An 18363-nucleotide genomic window follows, 5' to 3' on the forward strand; every position below is an offset into this window, starting at 1 on the left:
GGAAGATCGGGATCAGTCCAGGTAGATCATCTTGCGGGTCATGCCGCCGTCGACCAGGAACTCCTGGCCGGTGACGAAGCCGCTGTTGTCCGAAAGCAGCCAGGCGACCAGGGCGGCGACGTCTTCCACCGTACCGACGCGGCCCGCCGGGTGCTGGTCGTGATCCCATTCCGACAGCGGCGCCTCTTCACGAGCGGCGCGGTCGCGGGAGTCGATCCAACCGGGGCTGACCACGTTGACGCGGATGTCCGGCCCCAGGCTGATGGCCAGCGCGTGGGTCAGCGCCACCAGGCCGCCCTTGCTCGCGGCGTAGGCTTCGGTGTCGCGTTCGGATTGATGGGCGCGGGTCGAGGCGATGGTGACGATGGCGCCCCGGTGGCCGCGCAGGTAGGGCGCGCAGTGCTTGGCCAGCAGCATCGGGCCGGTGAGGTTGACCGACAGGGTGCGGTTCCACTGCATCAGCTCGAGGCTTTCCAGCGGCGCGCCATGGGCCTCGGCGACGCCGGCGTTGCACACCAGCGCATCGAGCCGGCCGAACTGGCCGAGCACTTCGGCGACGCCCACGGCGACCTGGCTTTCATGGGCCACGTCCATGCCGACGAACCAGGCATTGCCGCCCAGTGCCTTGGCCACCTTGCTGCCCCGGGCACGGTCGATGTCCGCCAGCACCACCTGCCAGCCCTCGGCGATCAGCCAGGCGGCGATGCCCAGGCCGATACCACGGGCCGCGCCGGTGACCAGCGCGACCTTGCCGTTATGGGCGGGCAACGACTCCATGGACCACTCGATCACAACGCGGCGAGGCCACGCGCGAGGTCGGCCTTGAGGTCGGCGATGTCTTCCAGGCCCACGGCGACGCGGATCAGGTTGTCACCGATGCCGGCGTTGGCACGCTCCTGCGGCGACAGGCGACCGTGGGAGGTGGTGGCCGGGTGGGCGATGGTGGTCTTGGTATCACCCAGGTTGGTGGTGATGGAGATCACCCGGGTGGCGTCGATGAAACGCCACGCCGCTTCCTTGCCACCGGCCACCTCGAAGCTGACCACGGCACCGAAGGCGCTCTGCTGACGCTTGGCCAGTTCGTGCTGCGGGTGGCTTTCCAGGCCGGCGTAGTACACGCGCTCGATGCCCGGCTGCTGTTCCAGCCAGCGGGCCAGCTCCAGGGCACTGGCGCAGTGGGCCTGCATGCGCACGCGCAGGGTTTCCAGGCCCTTGAGGAAGATCCAGGCGTTGAACGGGCTGAGGGTCGGGCCGGCGGTACGCAGGAAGCCGACCACGCCTTCCATCTGCGCCTTGCGGCCGGCGACCACGCCACCCATGCTGCGGCCCTGGCCATCGATGTACTTGGTGGCCGAATGCATGACGATGTCGGCGCCGAGCTTCAGCGGCTGCTGCAGCGCGGGGGTGCAGAAGCAGTTGTCCACCGCCAGCAGCGCGCCACGGGCGTGGGCGATCTCGGCCAGGGCGGCGATGTCCACCAGCTCGGCCAGGGGGTTGGACGGCGATTCGACGAACAGCAGCCGGGTGTTGGGCTTGAAGGCCGCTTCCCAGCCGGCCAGGTCGGCCAGCGGCGGGTAGTCGACCTCGACGCCGAAGCGCTTGAGGTACTTCTCGAACAGGCTGATGGTCGAGCCGAACACGCTGCGCGAGACCAGCACATGGTCGCCCGCGCTGCACTGGCTCATGACGATGGAGAGGATCGCCGACATGCCCGAGGCGGTGGCCACGGCCTGCTCGGCGCCTTCAAGGGCGGCGATGCGCTCTTCGAAGGCACGCACGGTGGGGTTGGTGTAGCGCGAGTAGACGTTGCCCGGCACCTCGCCGGCGAATCGCGCGGCGGCGTCGGCGGCGGTACGGAACACGTAGCTGGAGGTGAGGAACATCGCCTCGCCGTGCTCGCCCTCGGGGGTGCGGTGCTGCCCCGCACGCACCGCCAGGGTGTCGAAGGCTGCGCCTTCGAGGTCACTGTCCAGCCGCCCGGCTTCCCATTCCTGCGTCATATCGCTACCTCATCAGAAACGCAGCCCGGATCGGGTCCGGGCTGCTGGCTTGCAACGTGCGGCTCAGTGGCGGCCGCTCAATTGTTGTACAGGTCGATGATCGCGCTGACCACGTTGACCTTGTTCTTGCTGGCGTCGTTGCGCGCCTGCTCGATCTTGTTCAGGTAGTGCTCGTCGACATCACCGGTGATGTACTTGCCGTCGAACACCGCGCAGTCGAACTGGTCGATCTTCACCTTGCCGCCACCGACCGCCTCGATCAGGTCCGGCAGGTCCTGGTAGATCAGCCAGTCGGCGCCGATCAGTTCGGCCACTTCCTCGGTGGAGCGGTTGTGGGCGATCAGCTCGTGGGCACTGGGCATGTCGATGCCGTAGACGTTGGGGTAGCGCACCGCCGGGGCGGCCGAGCAGAAGTAGACGTTCTTGGCGCCGGCTTCGCGGGCCATCTGGATGATCTGCTTGCAGGTGGTGCCACGGACGATGGAGTCGTCCACCAGCATCACGTTCTTGCCGCGGAACTCCAGTTCGATGGCGTTGAGCTTCTGGCGCACCGATTTCTTGCGCGCAGCCTGGCCCGGCATGATGAAGGTGCGGCCGATATAGCGGTTCTTGACGAAACCTTCGCGGAATTTCACGCCCAGGTGGTTGGCCAGCTCGAGGGCCGCGGTGCGGCTGGTATCGGGGATCGGGATGACCACGTCGATGTCGTGGTCCGGGCGCTCGCGCTGGATCTTCTCGGCCAGCTTCTCGCCCATGCGCAGGCGCGCCTTGTAGACCGAGACGCCGTCCATGATGGAGTCCGGGCGCGCCAGGTAGACGTGTTCGAAGATGCACGGGGCGAGCCTCGGCGCCTTGGCGCACTGGCGGGTGTAGAGCTTGCCGTCTTCGGTGATGTACACCGCTTCGCCCGGCGCGAGGTCGCGGATCAGGGTGAAGCCGAGCACGTCGAGGGAGACGCTCTCGGAGGCGATCATGTATTCCACACCTTCGTCGGTGTGACGCTGACCGAAGACGATCGGGCGGATGGCGTTGGGGTCGCGGAAGCCGACGATGCCGTAGCCGGTGATCATCGCCACCACGGCGTAGCCGCCCAGGCAGCGGTCATGCACGCCGGAGACGGCGGCGAACACGTCCTCCTCGGTGGGCTGCAGCTTGCCGCGATGTGCCAGCTCGTGGGCGAACACGTTGAGCAGCACTTCCGAGTCGGAATTGGTGTTCACGTGGCGCAGGTCGGATTCGTAGATCTCCTTGGCCAACTGCTCGACGTTGGTCAGGTTGCCGTTGTGCGCCAGGGTGATGCCGTAGGGCGAGTTGACGTAGAACGGCTGCGCCTCGGCGGAGCTGGAGCTGCCCGCGGTCGGGTAGCGCACGTGGCCGATGCCCATGTGGCCGACCAGGCGCTGCATGTGCCGCTGCTGGAAGACATCGCGGACCAGGCCGTTGTCCTTGCGCAGGAACAACCGGCCGTCATGGCTGGTCACGATGCCGGCAGCGTCCTGGCCGCGATGCTGGAGAACGGTGAGCGCGTCATACAGCGCCTGATTGACGTTCGACTTACCGACGATACCGACGATGCCACACATGCGGTGCAACCCCTGCTGCTAGTAGTTCAGGCTAATACCGGGCGACGGGCCGGGCAGTTGGTGCCCCGCTCGCCGACCGTTGTTTGGCGGCTCAGCTTGGTGCGCTGACGCTGCCGGCAAGCCACTGGCTGGTGAAGCCCAGAATCAGGTTCTTCGACCAGTCGGCGACCATGAGAAAATGCGGCAGCAGCGTGGACTGCTGCCACCAAGGATCCTCTTGCACCGGCGCCAGGCTCAGCAGGCCGACCAGCACCACCACCAGCAAAGCCCCGCGCGCCGCGCCGAAGACCATGCCGAGGAAGCGGTCGGTGCCGTCCATGCCGGTGACCCTGATCAGCTCACCGATCAGGAAATTGACCAACGCCCCCACGAGCAGGGTGGCGATGAAGAGAATGGCGCAGGCCGCGATCACGCGCGCCGACGGCATTTCGATGAACTCGGTGAGGTGCTGTGACAAGGCCCCGCCGAACATCCAGGCGACTATGCCGGCGATGATCCAAGTGAGCAGTGAAAGCGCTTCCTTGACGAAGCCGCGCTTCAGACTGATCAGACTGGAAATGGCGATGATGGCGATGATCGACCAATCGACCCAGGTGAATGCCACGTATGCAGCTCACGAACAGAAAAGGCGCTGCATTTTAGCAGAGCCCCGTCACTCCGGTAACCCGCGGATCAGATTGCTCTGATAGAGCGAGCGAATCAGCCTTTTTCGGGCTGGAAGCGAACGATGAAGCCGTTGAGCTTCTGTTGGCGGCTCAGGGAGTCACGCAGCCGGTCGGCCTCCGCGCGCTCGATGACCGGGCCGACGAACACCCGGTTCATGCCGTCCGCGCTGCGGATATAGGCGTTGTAGCCCTGGTTGCGCAAGGTCTGCTGGAGCTTCTCGGCGCTGGCCCGGTTGGACAGGCTGGCGAGCTGGATCGACCAGCTGACCGGCAGGCCGTTCGGGTCCAGGCGCTTTTCTTCCGCCTTGGGCGGCGTGGCAGCCGGCGGCACGGCCTGGGCCTGCTGCGGCTGGGCCTGGGGTTGCGCGGGGGCCTGGGGCTGGGCCGGTTGCACGGGCGTGCCGGGCTGCTCGGCAGGGGCGACGGGCAGGGCACTGGCCTGGCCGGAGCCATCCAGCGGCGGGACGGGCTCTTCAGGCAGCACCTGCGGCTCGGGAACCGGCACGGCTTCCATCTCCACCGGCGGCATCTCCGGGGTCTGCGGCATGGCCGGGGCGTCGATGCGCACCTGGCGCAGCTCGTCCTCGCGGGTGAACAGCATCGGCAGGAAGATCACCGCCAGCGCCAGCAGCACCAGGGCACCGACGATGCGTTGCTTGAGTCCCTTGTCCAGCACAGCCACTCCCCCTTAAGCCTGATGCGCGAGCCAGGCCAGCGCCTCGGCCACGCAATAGAAAGATCCGAACACCAGGATTTCATCCCCCTCCCCGGCCTTCTCGCACTGCGCATCCAGCGCCGCAGCCACATCCGCATGGCTGCTGGCCGTGACGCCCAGGGCGAGCAACGCGGCCTGCAATTCGGCGGCGGGTCGGCTGCGCGTCGACGGCAGGGTGGTCACCGCCCAGTCGGGCAGTACGTTCTTGAGCGGCGCGAGCACGCCGGGCAGGTCCTTGTCGGCCAGCAGGCCGAACACCGCGAGGCGGCGACCCGCGACCGGGCGGGCGCGCAGGCGCTCGGCCAGGTAGCCGGCAGCGTGGGGATTATGCCCAACATCCAGCAGCAGCGTGAGTGACTTGCCACGCCATTTCAGCGAGCGGCGATCCAGCCGGCCGGTGACCCGGGTGGCCTGCAGCGCCCGGGTGATGGCGGCCTCGTCCCAGGCCTGGCCCAGCAGCGAGTAGGCCTGCAGGGCCAGCGCGGCATTCTCCAGGGGCAGGTCGAGCAGCGGCAGGTCGTGCAGGTGGCGCAGCTGGCCCTTCTGGTCGACGCCCCGCCAATTCCAGGCGCCCTCGCCCACCGCCAGGTCGTAGTCACGCCCGCGCAGGATGAAGGGAGCGCCCAGGGTCGCGGCCTGCTCGATGAGCGGTGCAGGGGGATCGAGGTCGCCGCAGAGGGCGGGCTTGCCGGCACGGAAGATGCCGGCCTTCTCGAAGGCGACGCTTTCACGGGTGTCGCCGAGCCAGTCGGCATGGTCGATGCCGATGCTGGTGACCAGCGCCAGGTCGGCATCGACCAGGTTGACCGCATCCAGGCGTCCACCGAGGCCGACTTCGAGCACCGCGGCGTCGAGCCCGCTGCGTTCGAACAGCCAGAAGGCCGCCAGGGTGCCCATCTCGAAATAGGTCAGGGAGATATCGCCACGCGCAGCCTCCACGGCGGCGAAGGCCTCGCAGAGCGCAGCGTCGCTGGCGTCGAGGCCATCGATCTGTACGCGCTCGTTGTAGGTGAGCAGGTGCGGGGAGCTGTAGACCCCGACCTTGAGGCCCTGCGCCCTCAGCAAGGAAGCGAGGAAGGCGCAGGTGGAACCCTTGCCGTTGGTCCCGGTAACCGTGACCACCAGCGGCGCCGGCCTGTGCAGGCCGAGTCGCTGGGCGACCTGGCGGCTGCGGTCCAGCCCCATGTCGATGGCTGTGGGGTGGAGTTGCTCGAGGTAGGCGAGCCAGTCGGCGAGGGTTCGTTGGGTCATGCGGTGGCCGGTGAGGGTAGACGCATGAACTGCGCCAGCAGCCGCGATAGGCGGGCGCGCAGTTCCTGACGGGGAATGATCATGTCGATGGCGCCGTGCTCCAGCAGGAACTCGCTGCGCTGGAAGCCTTCGGGCAGCTTCTCGCGCACGGTCTGCTCGATCACGCGGGGGCCGGCGAAGCCGATCAGCGCCTTGGGTTCGGCGACGATCACGTCACCGAGCATCGCCAGGCTCGCGGAAACACCGCCATAGACGGGGTCGGTGAGCACGGAGATGAAGGGAATGCCTTCTTCGCGCAGGCGCGCCAGTACCGCGGAGGTCTTGGCCATCTGCATCAGGGAGATCAACGCTTCCTGCATGCGCGCGCCGCCCGAGGCGGAGAAGCATACCAGCGGGCAGCGCTTCTCCAGGGAGACGTTGGCGGCGCGGACGAAACGCTCGCCGACCACAGCCCCCATGGAGCCCCCCATGAAGGAGAACTCGAAGGCACACGCCACGATGGGCATGCCTTCCAGGCTGCCGCTCATGGCGATCAGCGCGTCCTTCTCGCCGGTGTCCTTCTGGGCAGCGGTGATGCGGTCCTTGTACTTCTTGCTGTCGCGGAACTTGAGGCGGTCCACCGGTTCCAGCTCGGCACCCAGCTCCTCGCGGCCCTCGGCGTCGAGGAAGATGTCCAGGCGGGTGCGCGCATCAATGCGCATGTGGTGGTTGCACTTGGGACAGACGTCGAGGGTCTTCTCGAGCTCGGGCTTGTACAGCACAGCCTCGCAGGACGGGCACTTGTGCCAGAGGCCTTCAGGAACCGAGCTCTTCTTCACCTCGGAACGCATGATCGAAGGGATCAGCTTGTCTACCAGCCAGTTGCTCATGCTCTCGTTCTCCATAGCTTCAGGCCCGAACACGCGCTAGCGGCCCGGAGCCCTGCGCATGTTCTTGAGCGAATTCACGATTGCGGACGGGGTTGGCGGCACCCGCGGGATGGCGATGGTGCGCCCTGCCCCGCTCGGCGTCGCCGGGAAAGCCCCGGCCATCTGGGCGACGGAGGCCGGCATGGCACCGTCGCGAAAAGCAAAATCGGCCCGTTCCGACAGCGCGCGCATACGCGCGTGCCCGGGCAACTGGGTTATGGACGGCAGCGCGAGCGGCGCCGTCACATATGCAGGCGACGGGTTCAGCATGCCGCTCTTGCCGCATCGATGAAGGCCCGCACCTTGTCATGGTCCTTGATGCCCCTGCTCGCCTCCACGCCACCGCTGACATCCACGGCATACGGCCTGACCTGTGCAACGGCCAGCCCGACGTTCTCCGGGGTGAGGCCGCCTGCGAGTATCACGGGTTTGTCCAGCTCGGCCGGGACGAGGTTCCAGTCGAACGCCTCGCCCGTACCGCCAGGGATGCCGGGTACATAGGTGTCCAGCAGCACGCCCGAGGCGCCGGGGAACTCGCGCACGCGGGCGGCCACGTCATCGCCGGGCCGGACCCGCAGCGCCTTGATATAGGGACGGCCATGGCCCGAGCAGGCATCCGGGGTCTCGTCACCATGGAACTGCAGCAGGTCGAGGGGGACCACATCCAGGATGGCCGCCAGCTCGGCGGCGGGCATGTCGACGAACAGGCCGACACTGGTGACGAAGGGCGGCAGCGCCGCGACTATCGCCCGGGCCTGCTCGGCCGTGACCGCGCGCGGGCTGGCGGGATAGAACACCATGCCGATGGCATCGGCACCGGCCGCAGCCGCCGCCAGGGCGTCCTCGACGCGGGTGATGCCACAGATTTTGATGCGAACGGCTGGCAAGTTGCTGACACCGGGTGGGTAAAAGATGCTGGATGGTAGCAAAGGCTCGGCGGAGCGTCAGCCCGGGTTTTCCGGCAGCCAGGAAAGGAAATGCGGCCCGATGTAGCGCTTGGGCAGCTGGAACTCCTCGGGGTATTCCACTTCCACCAGGTACAACCCATAAGGATGGGCGGTGACGCCGCCGGTACGCCGGACGCGACTTTCCAGCACTTCGCGGGCCCACTCCGGTGGCCGCTCGCCGGCACCGATGGTCATCAGCACCCCGGCGAAGTTGCGCACCATGTGGTGGAGGAAGGCGTTGGCGCGGATGTCCAGGACGATGAAGCGCCCATGCTCGCTCAGGCGCAGGTGGTGCACCGTCTTGATCGGCGACTTGGCCTGGCACTGGCGGGCACGGAAGGCGCTGAAGTCATGGGTGCCCACCAGGTGGGCGGCGGCCTCGCGCATGCGCTCGACATCCAGCGGCCGATGGTTCCAGGTGACCTCCTCGGCCATGTGCGCCGGGCGGATCTGGTCGTTGTAGATGACGTAGCGGTAACGCCGCGCCATGGCGCTGAAGCGGGCATCGAAATGCCGCGGCATCTCCTGGGCCCAGGCCACGCTGATGTCGCCCGGCAGGTTCATGTTCGCCCCCATGACCCATGCATGCATGGAGCGCTGGACCGGCGTGTCGAAATGCACCACCTGGCCGCTGGCATGCACCAGCGCATCGGTGCGGCCGGCACAGCTGAGCGTCACCGGCGCGCCGCCGGCCACCTTCGACAGGGCCTTCTCCAGGCACTCCTGGACCGATGGAACCCCGGCGCGCTGGCGCTGGAAGCCGCGATAGCGGGAGCCCTTGTACTCGACGCCGAGGGCGATTCTGTAAATGCCAACGGCAGCCGAGTCGGCTGCCGTTGTGGGTACTGCTTGGGTCATTGATCAGCTGATACGGGCGATGAGCTCGCGCGCTTCCTGTTGCTGGTTCTCACTGCCCTCGGCCATCACTTCGTCGAGGATGTCGCGGGCGCCTTCGGTGTCACCCATGTCGATGTAGGCGCGGGCCAGATCGAGCTTGGTGGCGGTTTCGTCGGTTCCGGAGAGGAAGTCGAAGTCGTCTTCGCCATCCAGGTCCAGCGCCGGAGCGGCGGTGCTGGCCGGCGCGCTTTCTGCCGGCGGCTGGTCGAGGCTCTCGGCGAGCTGGTCGAGCTCGGCGGTCACTTCATCCAGCTTGGCGGCGAAGCTGTCGGAAAGCGGCGCGTCCACTTCGGCGGCTGGCTCGTCCTCGGGCATCGACAGGTCGAAGTCGGACGGCAGTTCGAAGGCGGAGGCGGCTTCTTCCTTGGCCGGCTCGGCGGCAGGTTCGGCCCCACCCAGGCCCAGCTCGTCGTCGAGGCTGAGGAGGAAGTCGTCTTCCTCGGCAACGGTCGACTTGGTGTCGGATTCGAGATCCAGGCTGAAGTCGGCGAGATCGTCGCCCAGGTCCAGCGGCTCTTCCGCCAGCGGCTTGCTATCCAGCTCCAGGTCGAAGCCCAGTTCGTCGTCGAGGCTCGCAGCCGGAGCGGCGGGTTCGTCGAGGCTCAGGTCGAGATCGTCCAGGCCGGCCAGCGCGTCGTTGCCGGCGGACGCCTGCAGGTCGCGATCGAGGTCGGCTTCCAGTTCGTCGAGGCTCAGGTCGAAGGCGTCGTCCAGATCCGACTCCGCAGCGGCGGGCGCCTGGGCAGCGGGAGCGGCAGGCTCGTCCAGGGTCAGGTCGTCGAGGCTGAAGCTGTCCAGGTCGTCCGCAGCGGCAGAGCTGGCGGCGAAGCCCAGGCCCGCAGCGGCGGCAAGCGCCATGGCCGGGTACTTGGCCTTGAGCTGATCGACTTCGGCGTAGGCACCGCCGATCTCACGCAGCTCGCTCTCCTGGCGGGCGAAGCCGTCGCGGTCACCCAGTTCGGCGTAGACCTCCATCAGCTTCAGGCGCAGGTCGGCGCGGTGCGGCTCGTCATTGATGGCGTTCTGCAGCAGCTCGGCGGCCTGGTTGAAACGACCGTAGGCGATATAGATGTCGGCTTCGCTGATGGCGTCGCCGGTCTGGGCGGTGACGCGCTCTTCGGCCTGGGCGGGCGCAGCGGCCGCTACGGCGGGCTCGTTCTCGAGACCGGCGAAGGCGTTGTCCTGGATGTCCAGGTCGTTGTCGAAGTGGGTGTCGTCATCCTGGGCCGCCAGGCTGTTCTGCAGCTCGGCTTCCTTCATCGCATTGCGACGGGACAGGATCATCAGGGCGACCAGCAGCGCCAGCAGCGCGCCGCCACCGGCGATACCCAGCAGCATCGGATTGCCCATCAGGTCGTCGATGAAACCAGGCTGCTCGGCTTCCGGCTCGACCGGAGCGGGCGCGGCAGCAACCGGCGCCGGCTCGACCGGCTTGGCGGCTTCGGCCGGAGCGGCAGGTTTTTCAACGGCATCAGCCGGCTCACTGGCCGGCTGCTGGTTCTGGGACTGGGCGGCTGCATCGGGTGCAGCCGGCTCCTCGTTGTAGTTGTAGTCCGGTGCCTGCCCGGCCGGGGGAGTGGCCTGGGTCGCGTCGGGTGCCGGAGTAGCCGGCACCACTGCGGGTTGTTCGGCAGCCGGAGCCGCCGGGGTGGCGGAAGCGGCTGGCGCTGCCGGGGTCGGCGTGGCCGGAGTCGCCGGGGCCGCTGCTTCGGGTTTCTTCGCCAGGTCGCCCTGCAGCTTGGCCAGTTGGTCGTCCTTCAGCTGGATGAGGCGTTGCAGCTTGTCCAGCTGGCTCTGCAGGTCGCTCATCCGGCCCTTGAGCTCGTCATTCTCGCGACGGGTGGTGTCCAGGCTTTCCTGGGTGACCGCCAGCTTCTCGGACAGGGCCTTGTTGTTGCCGTTGCCGGCCCCTTTCTCGCTGCCAGCGGTGGCCTTGCCACTGTCGGCGGAGAGCAGGCGCAGGCTGTCCTTGCTTTCGGTCTTGGCAGGAGCGGCACCGGCAGTGGCGCGCTTGGTGGCGTCCAGCTGGCGCTGACCGGCACTGCCCGCAACCGCGCTGCCGTCACGCCAGGCGGCGTTCTGAGCGGCGACCTGGGCGATGGCTTCGGATTGCGAACGGCTGGCGATCTGCGCATCGGTCGGCATGCGCAGCACCTGGCCGCTCTTCATGCGGTTGATGTTGCCGCCGACGAAGGCATCCGGGTTCAGGTCCTGGATGGCCAGCATGGCCTGGTGTACGGAGCCGCTGGAGCGATTGCGCTGGGCGATTTCCCAGAGGGTGTCGCTACCGGTGGTCTTGTATTCCTCGGCGCCCGCCTTGGTGGTGGAAGCGGTCGACGCCACCGGAGCGGAAGCACGCGGAGCCTGGGCGGCCGGGCTGGCACTCGGACGCGGGGCGGCAGCGGCCGGACGCGGGGCCTGGGCCGGGGCGGCGATGGGCATGCTCGGCACGACGGCGGCGGTGGTTTCGGGGGAATAGGTCGGCGGGTCCAGCAGCAGGGTGTATTCGCGCAGCAGGCGGCCATTGGGCCACAGCACTTCTACCAGGAAATTGAGGTAGGGCTCGCGCACCGGCTTGTTGGAAGTAACGCGGATCACGCTCTTGCCGTTGGGCTTGAGCACTGGCGTGAACTTCAGATCGGTCAGGAAGTACTGGCGATCGACACCCGCCTTGCTGAACTCCTCGGCCGTAGCCAGGTTCGGAACGACTTCGTTGGAAGCCAGGTCGCGGACCTCGAGCAACTCGATCTCAGCCACCAGCGGCTGATTCAAGGCGGACTTCAGGGTCACTTCCCCGAGCCCCAGAGCATGTGCCATGCCGGAGGTCAGCGCCGAAGCAGCCGCAATTGCCAGCACCAGTTTGCGAACCCGAATCATAGCGTAATCCCTTGTTTTATCTTTTTTTCTCGGCCGAACGAGAGAGTATTTTGATCGCTGCCACAACACGCCATAGCGGTTCCCCGTCAGCGATGAAAACTAAACCAGTATTGTCAAGCTAGAAAAGTTCTTCAAATTTTCAGGTAAGTATCTTTTACAGATAGTGTTTTATCAATAACTCGGCGGACTGTACGGCGTTGAGTGCAGCGCCTTTTCGCACATTATCAGACGCAATCCACAAATTGACTTGGCGCGGGTCTTCCAGGCCTTTTCGCACCCGGCCGACGTAGATCACATCCTGCCCAACAGCGTCACCTACTGCCGTCGGGTAGTCGTCCCGCTCGACCAGCTCGATGCCTGGCGCAGCCTCCAGTCGCTCCAGCACACGAGCCAGATCGACATCCTCACGCACCTGCAGCGAGACGCTCAGGCTGTCGCCGAAGAACACCGGTACGAGCACGCAGGTGGCGGCCACGTCCAGCGCCGGGGCGACGAGCAGCGCTTTCAATTCGCGTGCCAGTCTTCTTTCCAGTTGCGCATGCCCCTCCCCGTCCACCGCATCGGGTTGGGCGAGGACGTTGAAAGCCACCTGGCGATCGAAGAAGCGCGGCTCCAGTGGGCGAGCATTGAGCAACTCGGCGGTCTGCCGGGCCAGTTCGTTCACGCCTTCGCGCCCACGACTGGAAACCGCGAGGCAGGCGGTGACGGTGACCCGCTCGATGCCCAGGGAGGCCAGAGGGGCCAGCGCGCAGGCCAGGGCCACGGCGGACGCGCTCGGGCTGCTCAATCTATAAGGAGGGGCCAGTTCGCCCAGCAGGCCGGCGTTGGCCTCGGGCACCAGAGGCTTGGCATCATCCAGTGCCCCGGACAGGTCGATCACCGCACAGCCAGCCTGGCTGGCGCGATCGGCGAAGCTGCGGCTCACCGCTTCGCCAGCGGCGAAGAAGGCCAGGCGTACCTGGGAGAAGTCGAACTCGGCGACATCGCGCACGCGCAGGTTCTTGCCACGGAACGGCACGGAGGCACCGGCGGACTCGATGCTGGCCAGCAGGTGCAGGGTGCCGATAGGGAACTCACGCTCGGCGAGGAGCTCGACGAGGGTTTCGCCAACGGTGCCGGTGGCGCCGACAACGGCGATATCGAAGGACTGGCTCATGGACATTGCCTCTGGCGAAACGGGAGCGGCACTGTAACCGCCGCCCCGCACGCAGGCAATCGAGGGAAACCGGGCGCCGACGAGCCTCATCGGCGCCCGGTGTCGATCAACGCTCCAGGAGGATGCGCAGCATGCGGCGCAGCGGTTCGGCCGCGCCCCACAGCAGTTGGTCGCCGACGGTGAAGGCGCCCAGGTACTGCGTGCCCATGTTGAGCTTGCGCAGGCGGCCCACCGGTACGCTGAGGGTGCCGGTCACGGCGGTCGGGGTCAGCTCGCGCATGCTGATCTCGCGCTGGTTCGGCACCAGCTTCACCCAGGGGTTGTGCTGGCTGATCATGCCTTCGATGTCGGCGATCGGCACATCCTTGTTCAGCTTGATGGTCAGCGCCTGGCTGTGGCAGCGCATGGCGCCGATGCGCACGCAGATGCCGTCCACCGGGATCGGGCTCTTGAAGCGGCCGAGGATCTTGTTGGTCTCGGCCTGGCCCTTCCACTCTTCGCGGCTCTGGCCGTTGGGCAGCTCCTTGTCGATCCAGGGGATCAGGCTGCCGGCCAGCGGCACGCCGAAGTTCTCGGTCGGGAAGCCTTCGCCGCGCATGGTCTCGGCCACCTTGCGGTCGATGTCGAGGATGGCGCTGGCCGGGTTGGCCAGGTCATCGGCGACCGCAGCGTGGGTGGCGCCCATCTGCTTGATCAGCTCGCGCATGTTCTGCGCACCGGCGCCGGAGGCGGCCTGGTAGGTCATGGCGCTCATCCATTCCACCAGGCCGGCTTCGAACAGGCCGCCCAGGGCCATCAGCATCAGGCTGACGGTGCAGTTGCCACCGATGTAGTTCTTGGTGCCGGCGTCCAGCTGCTGGTCGATCACGCGGCGGTTGACCGGGTCGAGGACGATGACCGCGTCGTCCTGCATGCGCAGGCTGGAGGCGGCGTCGATCCAGTAGCCCTGCCAGCCGGCTTCGCGCAGCTTGGGGAAGACTTCACTGGTGTAGTCGCCACCCTGGCAGGTCAGGATCACGTCGAGGCTCTTCAGCTCATCGATGCTGTAGGCATCCTTCAGCGGAGCGACGTCCTTGCCGATCGCCGGGCCTTGCCCGCCGACGTTGGAGGTGGTGAAGAAAACCGGCTCGATCAGGTCGAAATCCCGCTCTTCCAGCATCCGCTGCATGAGTACGGAACCCACCATGCCGCGCCAACCGATCAGACCTACACGCTTCATGACAACTACACCTTTCAGGGAAAAAGTGGGCCGCTGCCATGCAGCGGGCCCGACAGATTACAGATTACGCAGGGCCTCGACCACTGCATCGCCCATGGCTTGGGTACCGACCTTGGTGGTACCGGCGGAGAAGATGTCACCGGTGCGCAGCCCCTGGTCGAGGACGTTGCTCACGGCCTTCTCGATGGCATCCGCGGCGGCGCCCTGGTTGAAGCTGTAGCGCAGCATCATCGAGACCGAGAGGATGGTCGCCAGCGGGTTGGCGATGCCCTGGCCGGCGATGTCCGGCGCGGAACCGTGGCACGGCTCGTACATGCCCTTGTTGTTCGCGTCCAGGGAGGCGGAAGGCAGCATGCCGATGGAGCCGGTGAGCATGGAAGCCTCATCCGACAGGATGTCGCCGAACATGTTGTCGGTGACCATGACGTCGAACTGCTTGGGTGCACGCACCAGCTGCATGGCCGCGTTGTCGACGTACATGTGCGACAGCTCGACGTCCGGGTAGTCCTTGGCCACCTCCTCCACCACTTCGCGCCACAGCTGGCTGGAGGCGAGCACGTTGGCCTTGTCCACCGAGCACAACTTCTTGCCACGCACGCGGGCCATGTCGAAGCCGACGCGGGCGATGCGCCGGATTTCGCTCTCGGCATACGGCAGGGTGTCGTAGGCCTGGCGCTCGCCGTTTTCCAGCACGCGTTGCTCGCGGGGCTGGCCGAAGTAGATGCCGCCGGTCAGCTCGCGGACGATGAGGATGTCCAGGCCCGCGACCACTTCCGGCTTGAGGCTGGAGGCATCGGCCAGTTGCGGATAAAGGATGGCCGGGCGCAGGTTGGCGAACAGGCCCAGTTGCGAACGGATCTTCAGCAGGCCACGTTCCGGGCGGATGTCTCGCTCGATCTTGTCCCACTTCGGGCCGCCCACGGCGCCCAGCAACACGGCGTCGGCCTGGCGGGCACGCTCCAGGGTCTCGTCGGCCAGCGGCACGCCGTGCTTGTCGATGGCGGCGCCGCCGATCACGTCGTGGGTCAGCGCGAAGCCGAGCTGGAACTTGTCATTGGCCAGCTCCAGCACCTTGACCGCCTCGGCCATGATTTCCGGGCCGATGCCGTCGCCAGGGAGAACCAGAATCTGTTTGCTCATGAGTCTTTCCTTCGGAAAAAAGCTTCAAGCCCCAAGTCGCAGGCCCCAAGTACGTGTCGCTTGGAGCTTGCAGCCTGACGCTCGGTTATTGGGTGGCCCACAGCACCAGCACGTCGGTACTGAAGGAGCCGTCTTCGGTGATCTCGAAATAGGTGCGGACTTCCTCGCCCACCGCCTTCTGCAGGGCCAGGATGGCATCGCGGAACACATCGGGCGTGCGCATCCGCGTGATCCAGGAGCCGAACTCCAGGCGCAGGCGCTGACGCGCATGGCGCTCGACGAACAATCCCGCCTCGCTGACCTGACGCAACCACTCGGCGACGGAATAATCGCGCACATGGCTGGTATCGCGCAGCACTTCCACCGCCTGCAGGTGGGTGTCCAGCAGCGGGCTGCCCGGCGAGGCCACATCGATGAAGGCAGCGGTGCCGCCCGGCTTCAGCACCCGGCGCACCTCGCGCAAGGCCAGGCCCAGGTCGCTCCAGTGGTGCGCCGAATAACGGCTGAAGACGAAGTCGAAGCTGGAATCGTCGAAGGGCAGGCGCTCGGCCGCCCCACGCTCGGTGCGCACGTTACCCAGGCCACGCTCGGAGGCCGCCGCGGCGACCACATCCAGCATCTGCTGCGACAGGTCGTAGGCCACCACGTCGCCGACCAGCGGCGCGACATGGAAGCTGACATGCCCGGCGCCACAGCCGAGGTCGAGCACCCGGGCATCGCCCCGGCCCGCGACCGCCGCCTGCAACTGCGCGAACTCCGCGCCCTGGGCATGCACGGCGCTGCTCAGGTAGGCACTGGCCTGTTCGCCGAACTGGCGCTGCACCACCTGGGCATGGGCCTTGTCGCTCATCTCGCGTCCTCGCCTCAGGCGTCGCGGAACAGCCAGGGCTGCGCCTGGCGGTGGCCACTCTCGAAGGCGCGGATGGCATCCGCGTCCTGCAGGGTCAGGCCGATGTCGTCCAGGCCATTGAGCAGGCAGTGCTTGCGGAAGGCATCTACATCGAAGGAGTAGGTCTTGCCGTCCGGGCGGGTCACGGTCTGCGCGGCGAGGTCGACGGTGAGCCGGTAGCCCTCCTGCACTTCGCATTGCTTGAACAGCTCGTCCACTTCCTCGTCCTTCAGGATGATCGGCAGCAGGCCGTTCTTGAAGCTGTTGTTGAAGAAGATGTCGGCGTAGCTCGGCGCGATGATGGCGCGGAAGCCGTACTCCTCGAGGGCCCACGGTGCATGCTCGCGGGAGGAGCCGCAGCCGAAGTTCTCACGGGCCAGCAGCACGCTGGCCCCCTGGAAGCGGGGGAAGTTGAGGACGAAGTCCGGGTTCACCGGGCGCTTGGAGTTGTCCTGGTTCGGCTGGCCGACATCCAGGTAGCGCCACTCGTCGAACAGGTTCGGGCCGAAGCCGGTGCGCTTGATCGACTTGAGGAATTGCTTGGGGATGATCTGGTCGGTGTCGACGTTGGCACGGTCGAGCGGAGCGACGAGACCGGTGTGTTGGGTGAAGGCTTTCATCTCGCTCTCCTTACTTGAGCATCTCGCGAACATCGACGAAGCGGCCGTTGACGGCGGCTGCGGCGGCCATGGCCGGGCTGACCAGGTGGGTACGCCCACCGGCACCCTGGCGGCCTTCGAAGTTGCGGTTGGAGGTGGAAGCGCAATGCTCGCCGCTTTCCAGGCGGTCCGGGTTCATCGCCAGGCACATGGAGCAGCCCGGTTCACGCCATTCGAAACCCGCCTCGATGAAGATCTTGTCCAGCCCCTCACGCTCGGCCTGCTGCTTCACCAGGCCCGAGCCCGGCACCACCATCGCCTGCTTGACGGTCGCGGCGACCTTGCGCCCCTTGGCCACTTCGGCTGCGGCGCGCAGGTCTTCGATGCGCGAGTTGGTGCAGGAGCCGATGAACACGCGGTCCAGCTGGATATCGGTGATCGCCTGGTTGGCGGCCAGGCCCATGTACTTGAGGGCGCGGGTGATGGAGTCGCGCTTGACCGGGTCGGCCTCGACGGCCGGGTCCGGCACGCGCTGGTCGACCGGCAGCACCATCTCCGGCGAGGTGCCCCAGCTGACCTGGGGAATGATGTCCTCGGCACGCATCTCGATCACGGTGTCGAAGTGAGCGTCGGCGTCGGAAACCAGGCCGCGCCAGACCGCCACGGCCTTTTCCCAGTCTGCCCCCTTGGGTGCGAAGGGACGGCCCTCGACATAGGCGATGGTCTTCTCGTCCACCGCCACCATGCCCACGCGGGCACCGGCCTCGATGGACATGTTGCAGATGGTCATGCGGCCTTCCATGGACAGGCCGCGGATGGCGCTGCCGGCGAACTCCAGGGCGTGGCCGTTGCCGCCGGCGGTGCCGATCCGGCCGATCACCGCGAGCACGATGTCCTTGGCGGTGACGCCGAAGGGCAGCGTGCCCTCCACGCGTACCTGCATGTTCTTCATCTTCTTGGCGATCAGGCACTGGGTGGCGAGCACATGCTCCACCTCGGAGGTACCGATGCCGTGGGCCAGCGCACCGAAGGCACCGTGGGTGGAGGTGTGCGAGTCGCCGCAGACCACGGTCATGCCCGGCAAGGTGGCGCCCTGCTCCGGGCCGACCACGTGGACGATGCCCTGGCGCACATCATTCATCTTGAACTCGAGGATGCCGAAGTCGTCGCAGTTCTCATCGAGGGTCTGCACCTGGATGCGCGACACCTCGTCGGCGATGGCCTCGAGGCCACCCTGGCGCTCGGCGCGGGTGGTCGGCACGTTGTGGTCCGGGGTGGCGATGTTGGCGTCGATGCGCCATGGCTTGCGGTCGGCCAGACGCAGGCCTTCGAACGCCTGGGGCGAGGTCACTTCATGAAGGATGTGGCGGTCGATGTAGATCAGCGACGAACCATCGTCGCGGCGCTTCACCTCGTGCATTTCCCAGAGCTTGTCGTAGAGCGTCTTGCCGGCCATCGGGCGTTCCTCATCAGCGTGTTTCCATGCCGGGGCTCTCATTGGACAAAAAGGCCCCTTG

At 66.8% G+C, this 18363-nt stretch carries 17 protein-coding genes; all 17 read right to left on the reverse strand.

Going from position 1 to position 18363, the window contains the following annotated elements; genetic code table 11:
* Positions 1-12: 12 nt before the first annotated feature.
* Positions 13-777, reverse strand: a complete 765-nt coding sequence (locus DMX10_RS01390; RefSeq protein ID WP_111259418.1) for an SDR family oxidoreductase — start codon at positions 775-777, stop codon at positions 13-15.
* Positions 778-788: 11 nt separating this feature from the next.
* Complete coding sequence (locus DMX10_RS01395; protein ID WP_111259419.1) at positions 789-2000, reverse strand: O-succinylhomoserine sulfhydrylase; 1212 nt, start codon at positions 1998-2000, stop codon at positions 789-791.
* 77 nt (positions 2001-2077) lie between these two features.
* A complete protein-coding gene (gene purF / locus DMX10_RS01400; RefSeq protein WP_111259420.1) occupies positions 2078-3583 on the reverse strand; it encodes an amidophosphoribosyltransferase in 1506 nt (501 codons plus the stop codon).
* Between the two features lie 91 nt (positions 3584-3674).
* Entirely contained in the window at positions 3675-4187 is a 513-nt protein-coding gene (locus DMX10_RS01405; RefSeq protein WP_111259421.1) for a CvpA family protein, read from the reverse strand.
* Positions 4188-4282: 95 nt separating this feature from the next.
* Positions 4283-4930, reverse strand: coding sequence for an SPOR domain-containing protein (locus DMX10_RS01410; protein WP_111259422.1), 648 nt, complete (start codon positions 4928-4930; stop codon positions 4283-4285).
* Positions 4931-4936: 6 nt separating this feature from the next.
* A complete protein-coding gene (gene folC / locus DMX10_RS01415) occupies positions 4937-6214 on the reverse strand; it encodes a bifunctional tetrahydrofolate synthase/dihydrofolate synthase (RefSeq protein WP_111259423.1) in 1278 nt (425 codons plus the stop codon).
* Positions 6211-7083 carry an acetyl-CoA carboxylase, carboxyltransferase subunit beta gene (gene accD / locus DMX10_RS01420; protein ID WP_111259424.1) on the reverse strand — a complete coding sequence of 291 codons (873 nt, stop codon included), beginning with the start codon at positions 7081-7083 and terminating at the stop codon, positions 6211-6213. Before accD ends, folC begins: the two co-directional genes overlap by 4 nt.
* Positions 7084-7119: 36 nt before the next feature.
* The gene (locus tag DMX10_RS32325; protein WP_146602973.1) at positions 7120-7392 is read right to left on the reverse strand and encodes a hypothetical protein; all 273 of its coding nucleotides are present in this window, start codon (positions 7390-7392) and stop codon (positions 7120-7122) included.
* Positions 7386-8009: a phosphoribosylanthranilate isomerase gene (locus tag DMX10_RS01430; protein WP_111259426.1), complete on the reverse strand. Its 624-nt coding sequence runs from the start codon at positions 8007-8009 to the stop codon at positions 7386-7388. Before DMX10_RS01430 ends, DMX10_RS32325 begins: the two co-directional genes overlap by 7 nt.
* Positions 8010-8066: 57 nt before the next feature.
* Positions 8067-8927 carry a tRNA pseudouridine(38-40) synthase TruA gene (gene truA / locus DMX10_RS01435; protein ID WP_111259427.1) on the reverse strand — a complete coding sequence of 287 codons (861 nt, stop codon included), beginning with the start codon at positions 8925-8927 and terminating at the stop codon, positions 8067-8069.
* Between the two features lie 3 nt (positions 8928-8930).
* On the reverse strand, positions 8931-11843 hold the full coding sequence (locus DMX10_RS01440; protein ID WP_111259428.1) for a FimV/HubP family polar landmark protein: 2913 nt from the start codon (positions 11841-11843) through the stop codon (positions 8931-8933).
* 154 nt (positions 11844-11997) lie between these two features.
* Positions 11998-12999 carry an aspartate-semialdehyde dehydrogenase gene (locus DMX10_RS01445; RefSeq protein ID WP_111259429.1) on the reverse strand — a complete coding sequence of 334 codons (1002 nt, stop codon included), beginning with the start codon at positions 12997-12999 and terminating at the stop codon, positions 11998-12000.
* 106 nt (positions 13000-13105) lie between these two features.
* Positions 13106-14218 (reverse strand): aspartate-semialdehyde dehydrogenase, encoded by a 1113-nt coding sequence (asd, locus tag DMX10_RS01450; RefSeq protein WP_111259430.1) that lies wholly within the window; start codon positions 14216-14218, stop codon positions 13106-13108.
* Positions 14219-14275: 57 nt separating this feature from the next.
* Positions 14276-15358, reverse strand: coding sequence for a 3-isopropylmalate dehydrogenase (leuB, locus tag DMX10_RS01455; protein ID WP_111259431.1), 1083 nt, complete (start codon positions 15356-15358; stop codon positions 14276-14278).
* 85 nt (positions 15359-15443) lie between these two features.
* Positions 15444-16208, reverse strand: a complete 765-nt coding sequence (locus DMX10_RS01460; RefSeq protein ID WP_111259432.1) for a class I SAM-dependent methyltransferase — start codon at positions 16206-16208, stop codon at positions 15444-15446.
* A gap of 14 nt (positions 16209-16222) precedes the next feature.
* On the reverse strand, positions 16223-16867 hold the full coding sequence (gene leuD / locus DMX10_RS01465) for a 3-isopropylmalate dehydratase small subunit (RefSeq protein WP_111259433.1): 645 nt from the start codon (positions 16865-16867) through the stop codon (positions 16223-16225).
* Between the two features lie 10 nt (positions 16868-16877).
* Positions 16878-18302: a 3-isopropylmalate dehydratase large subunit gene (gene leuC / locus DMX10_RS01470; protein ID WP_111259434.1), complete on the reverse strand. Its 1425-nt coding sequence runs from the start codon at positions 18300-18302 to the stop codon at positions 16878-16880.
* Positions 18303-18363 lie beyond the last annotated feature (61 nt).

Origin of the sequence: Pseudomonas sp. 57B-090624, from assembly GCF_003234055.1 — a bacterium.
Classification (GTDB): Bacteria; Pseudomonadota; Gammaproteobacteria; order Pseudomonadales; family Pseudomonadaceae; genus Metapseudomonas; species Metapseudomonas tohonis.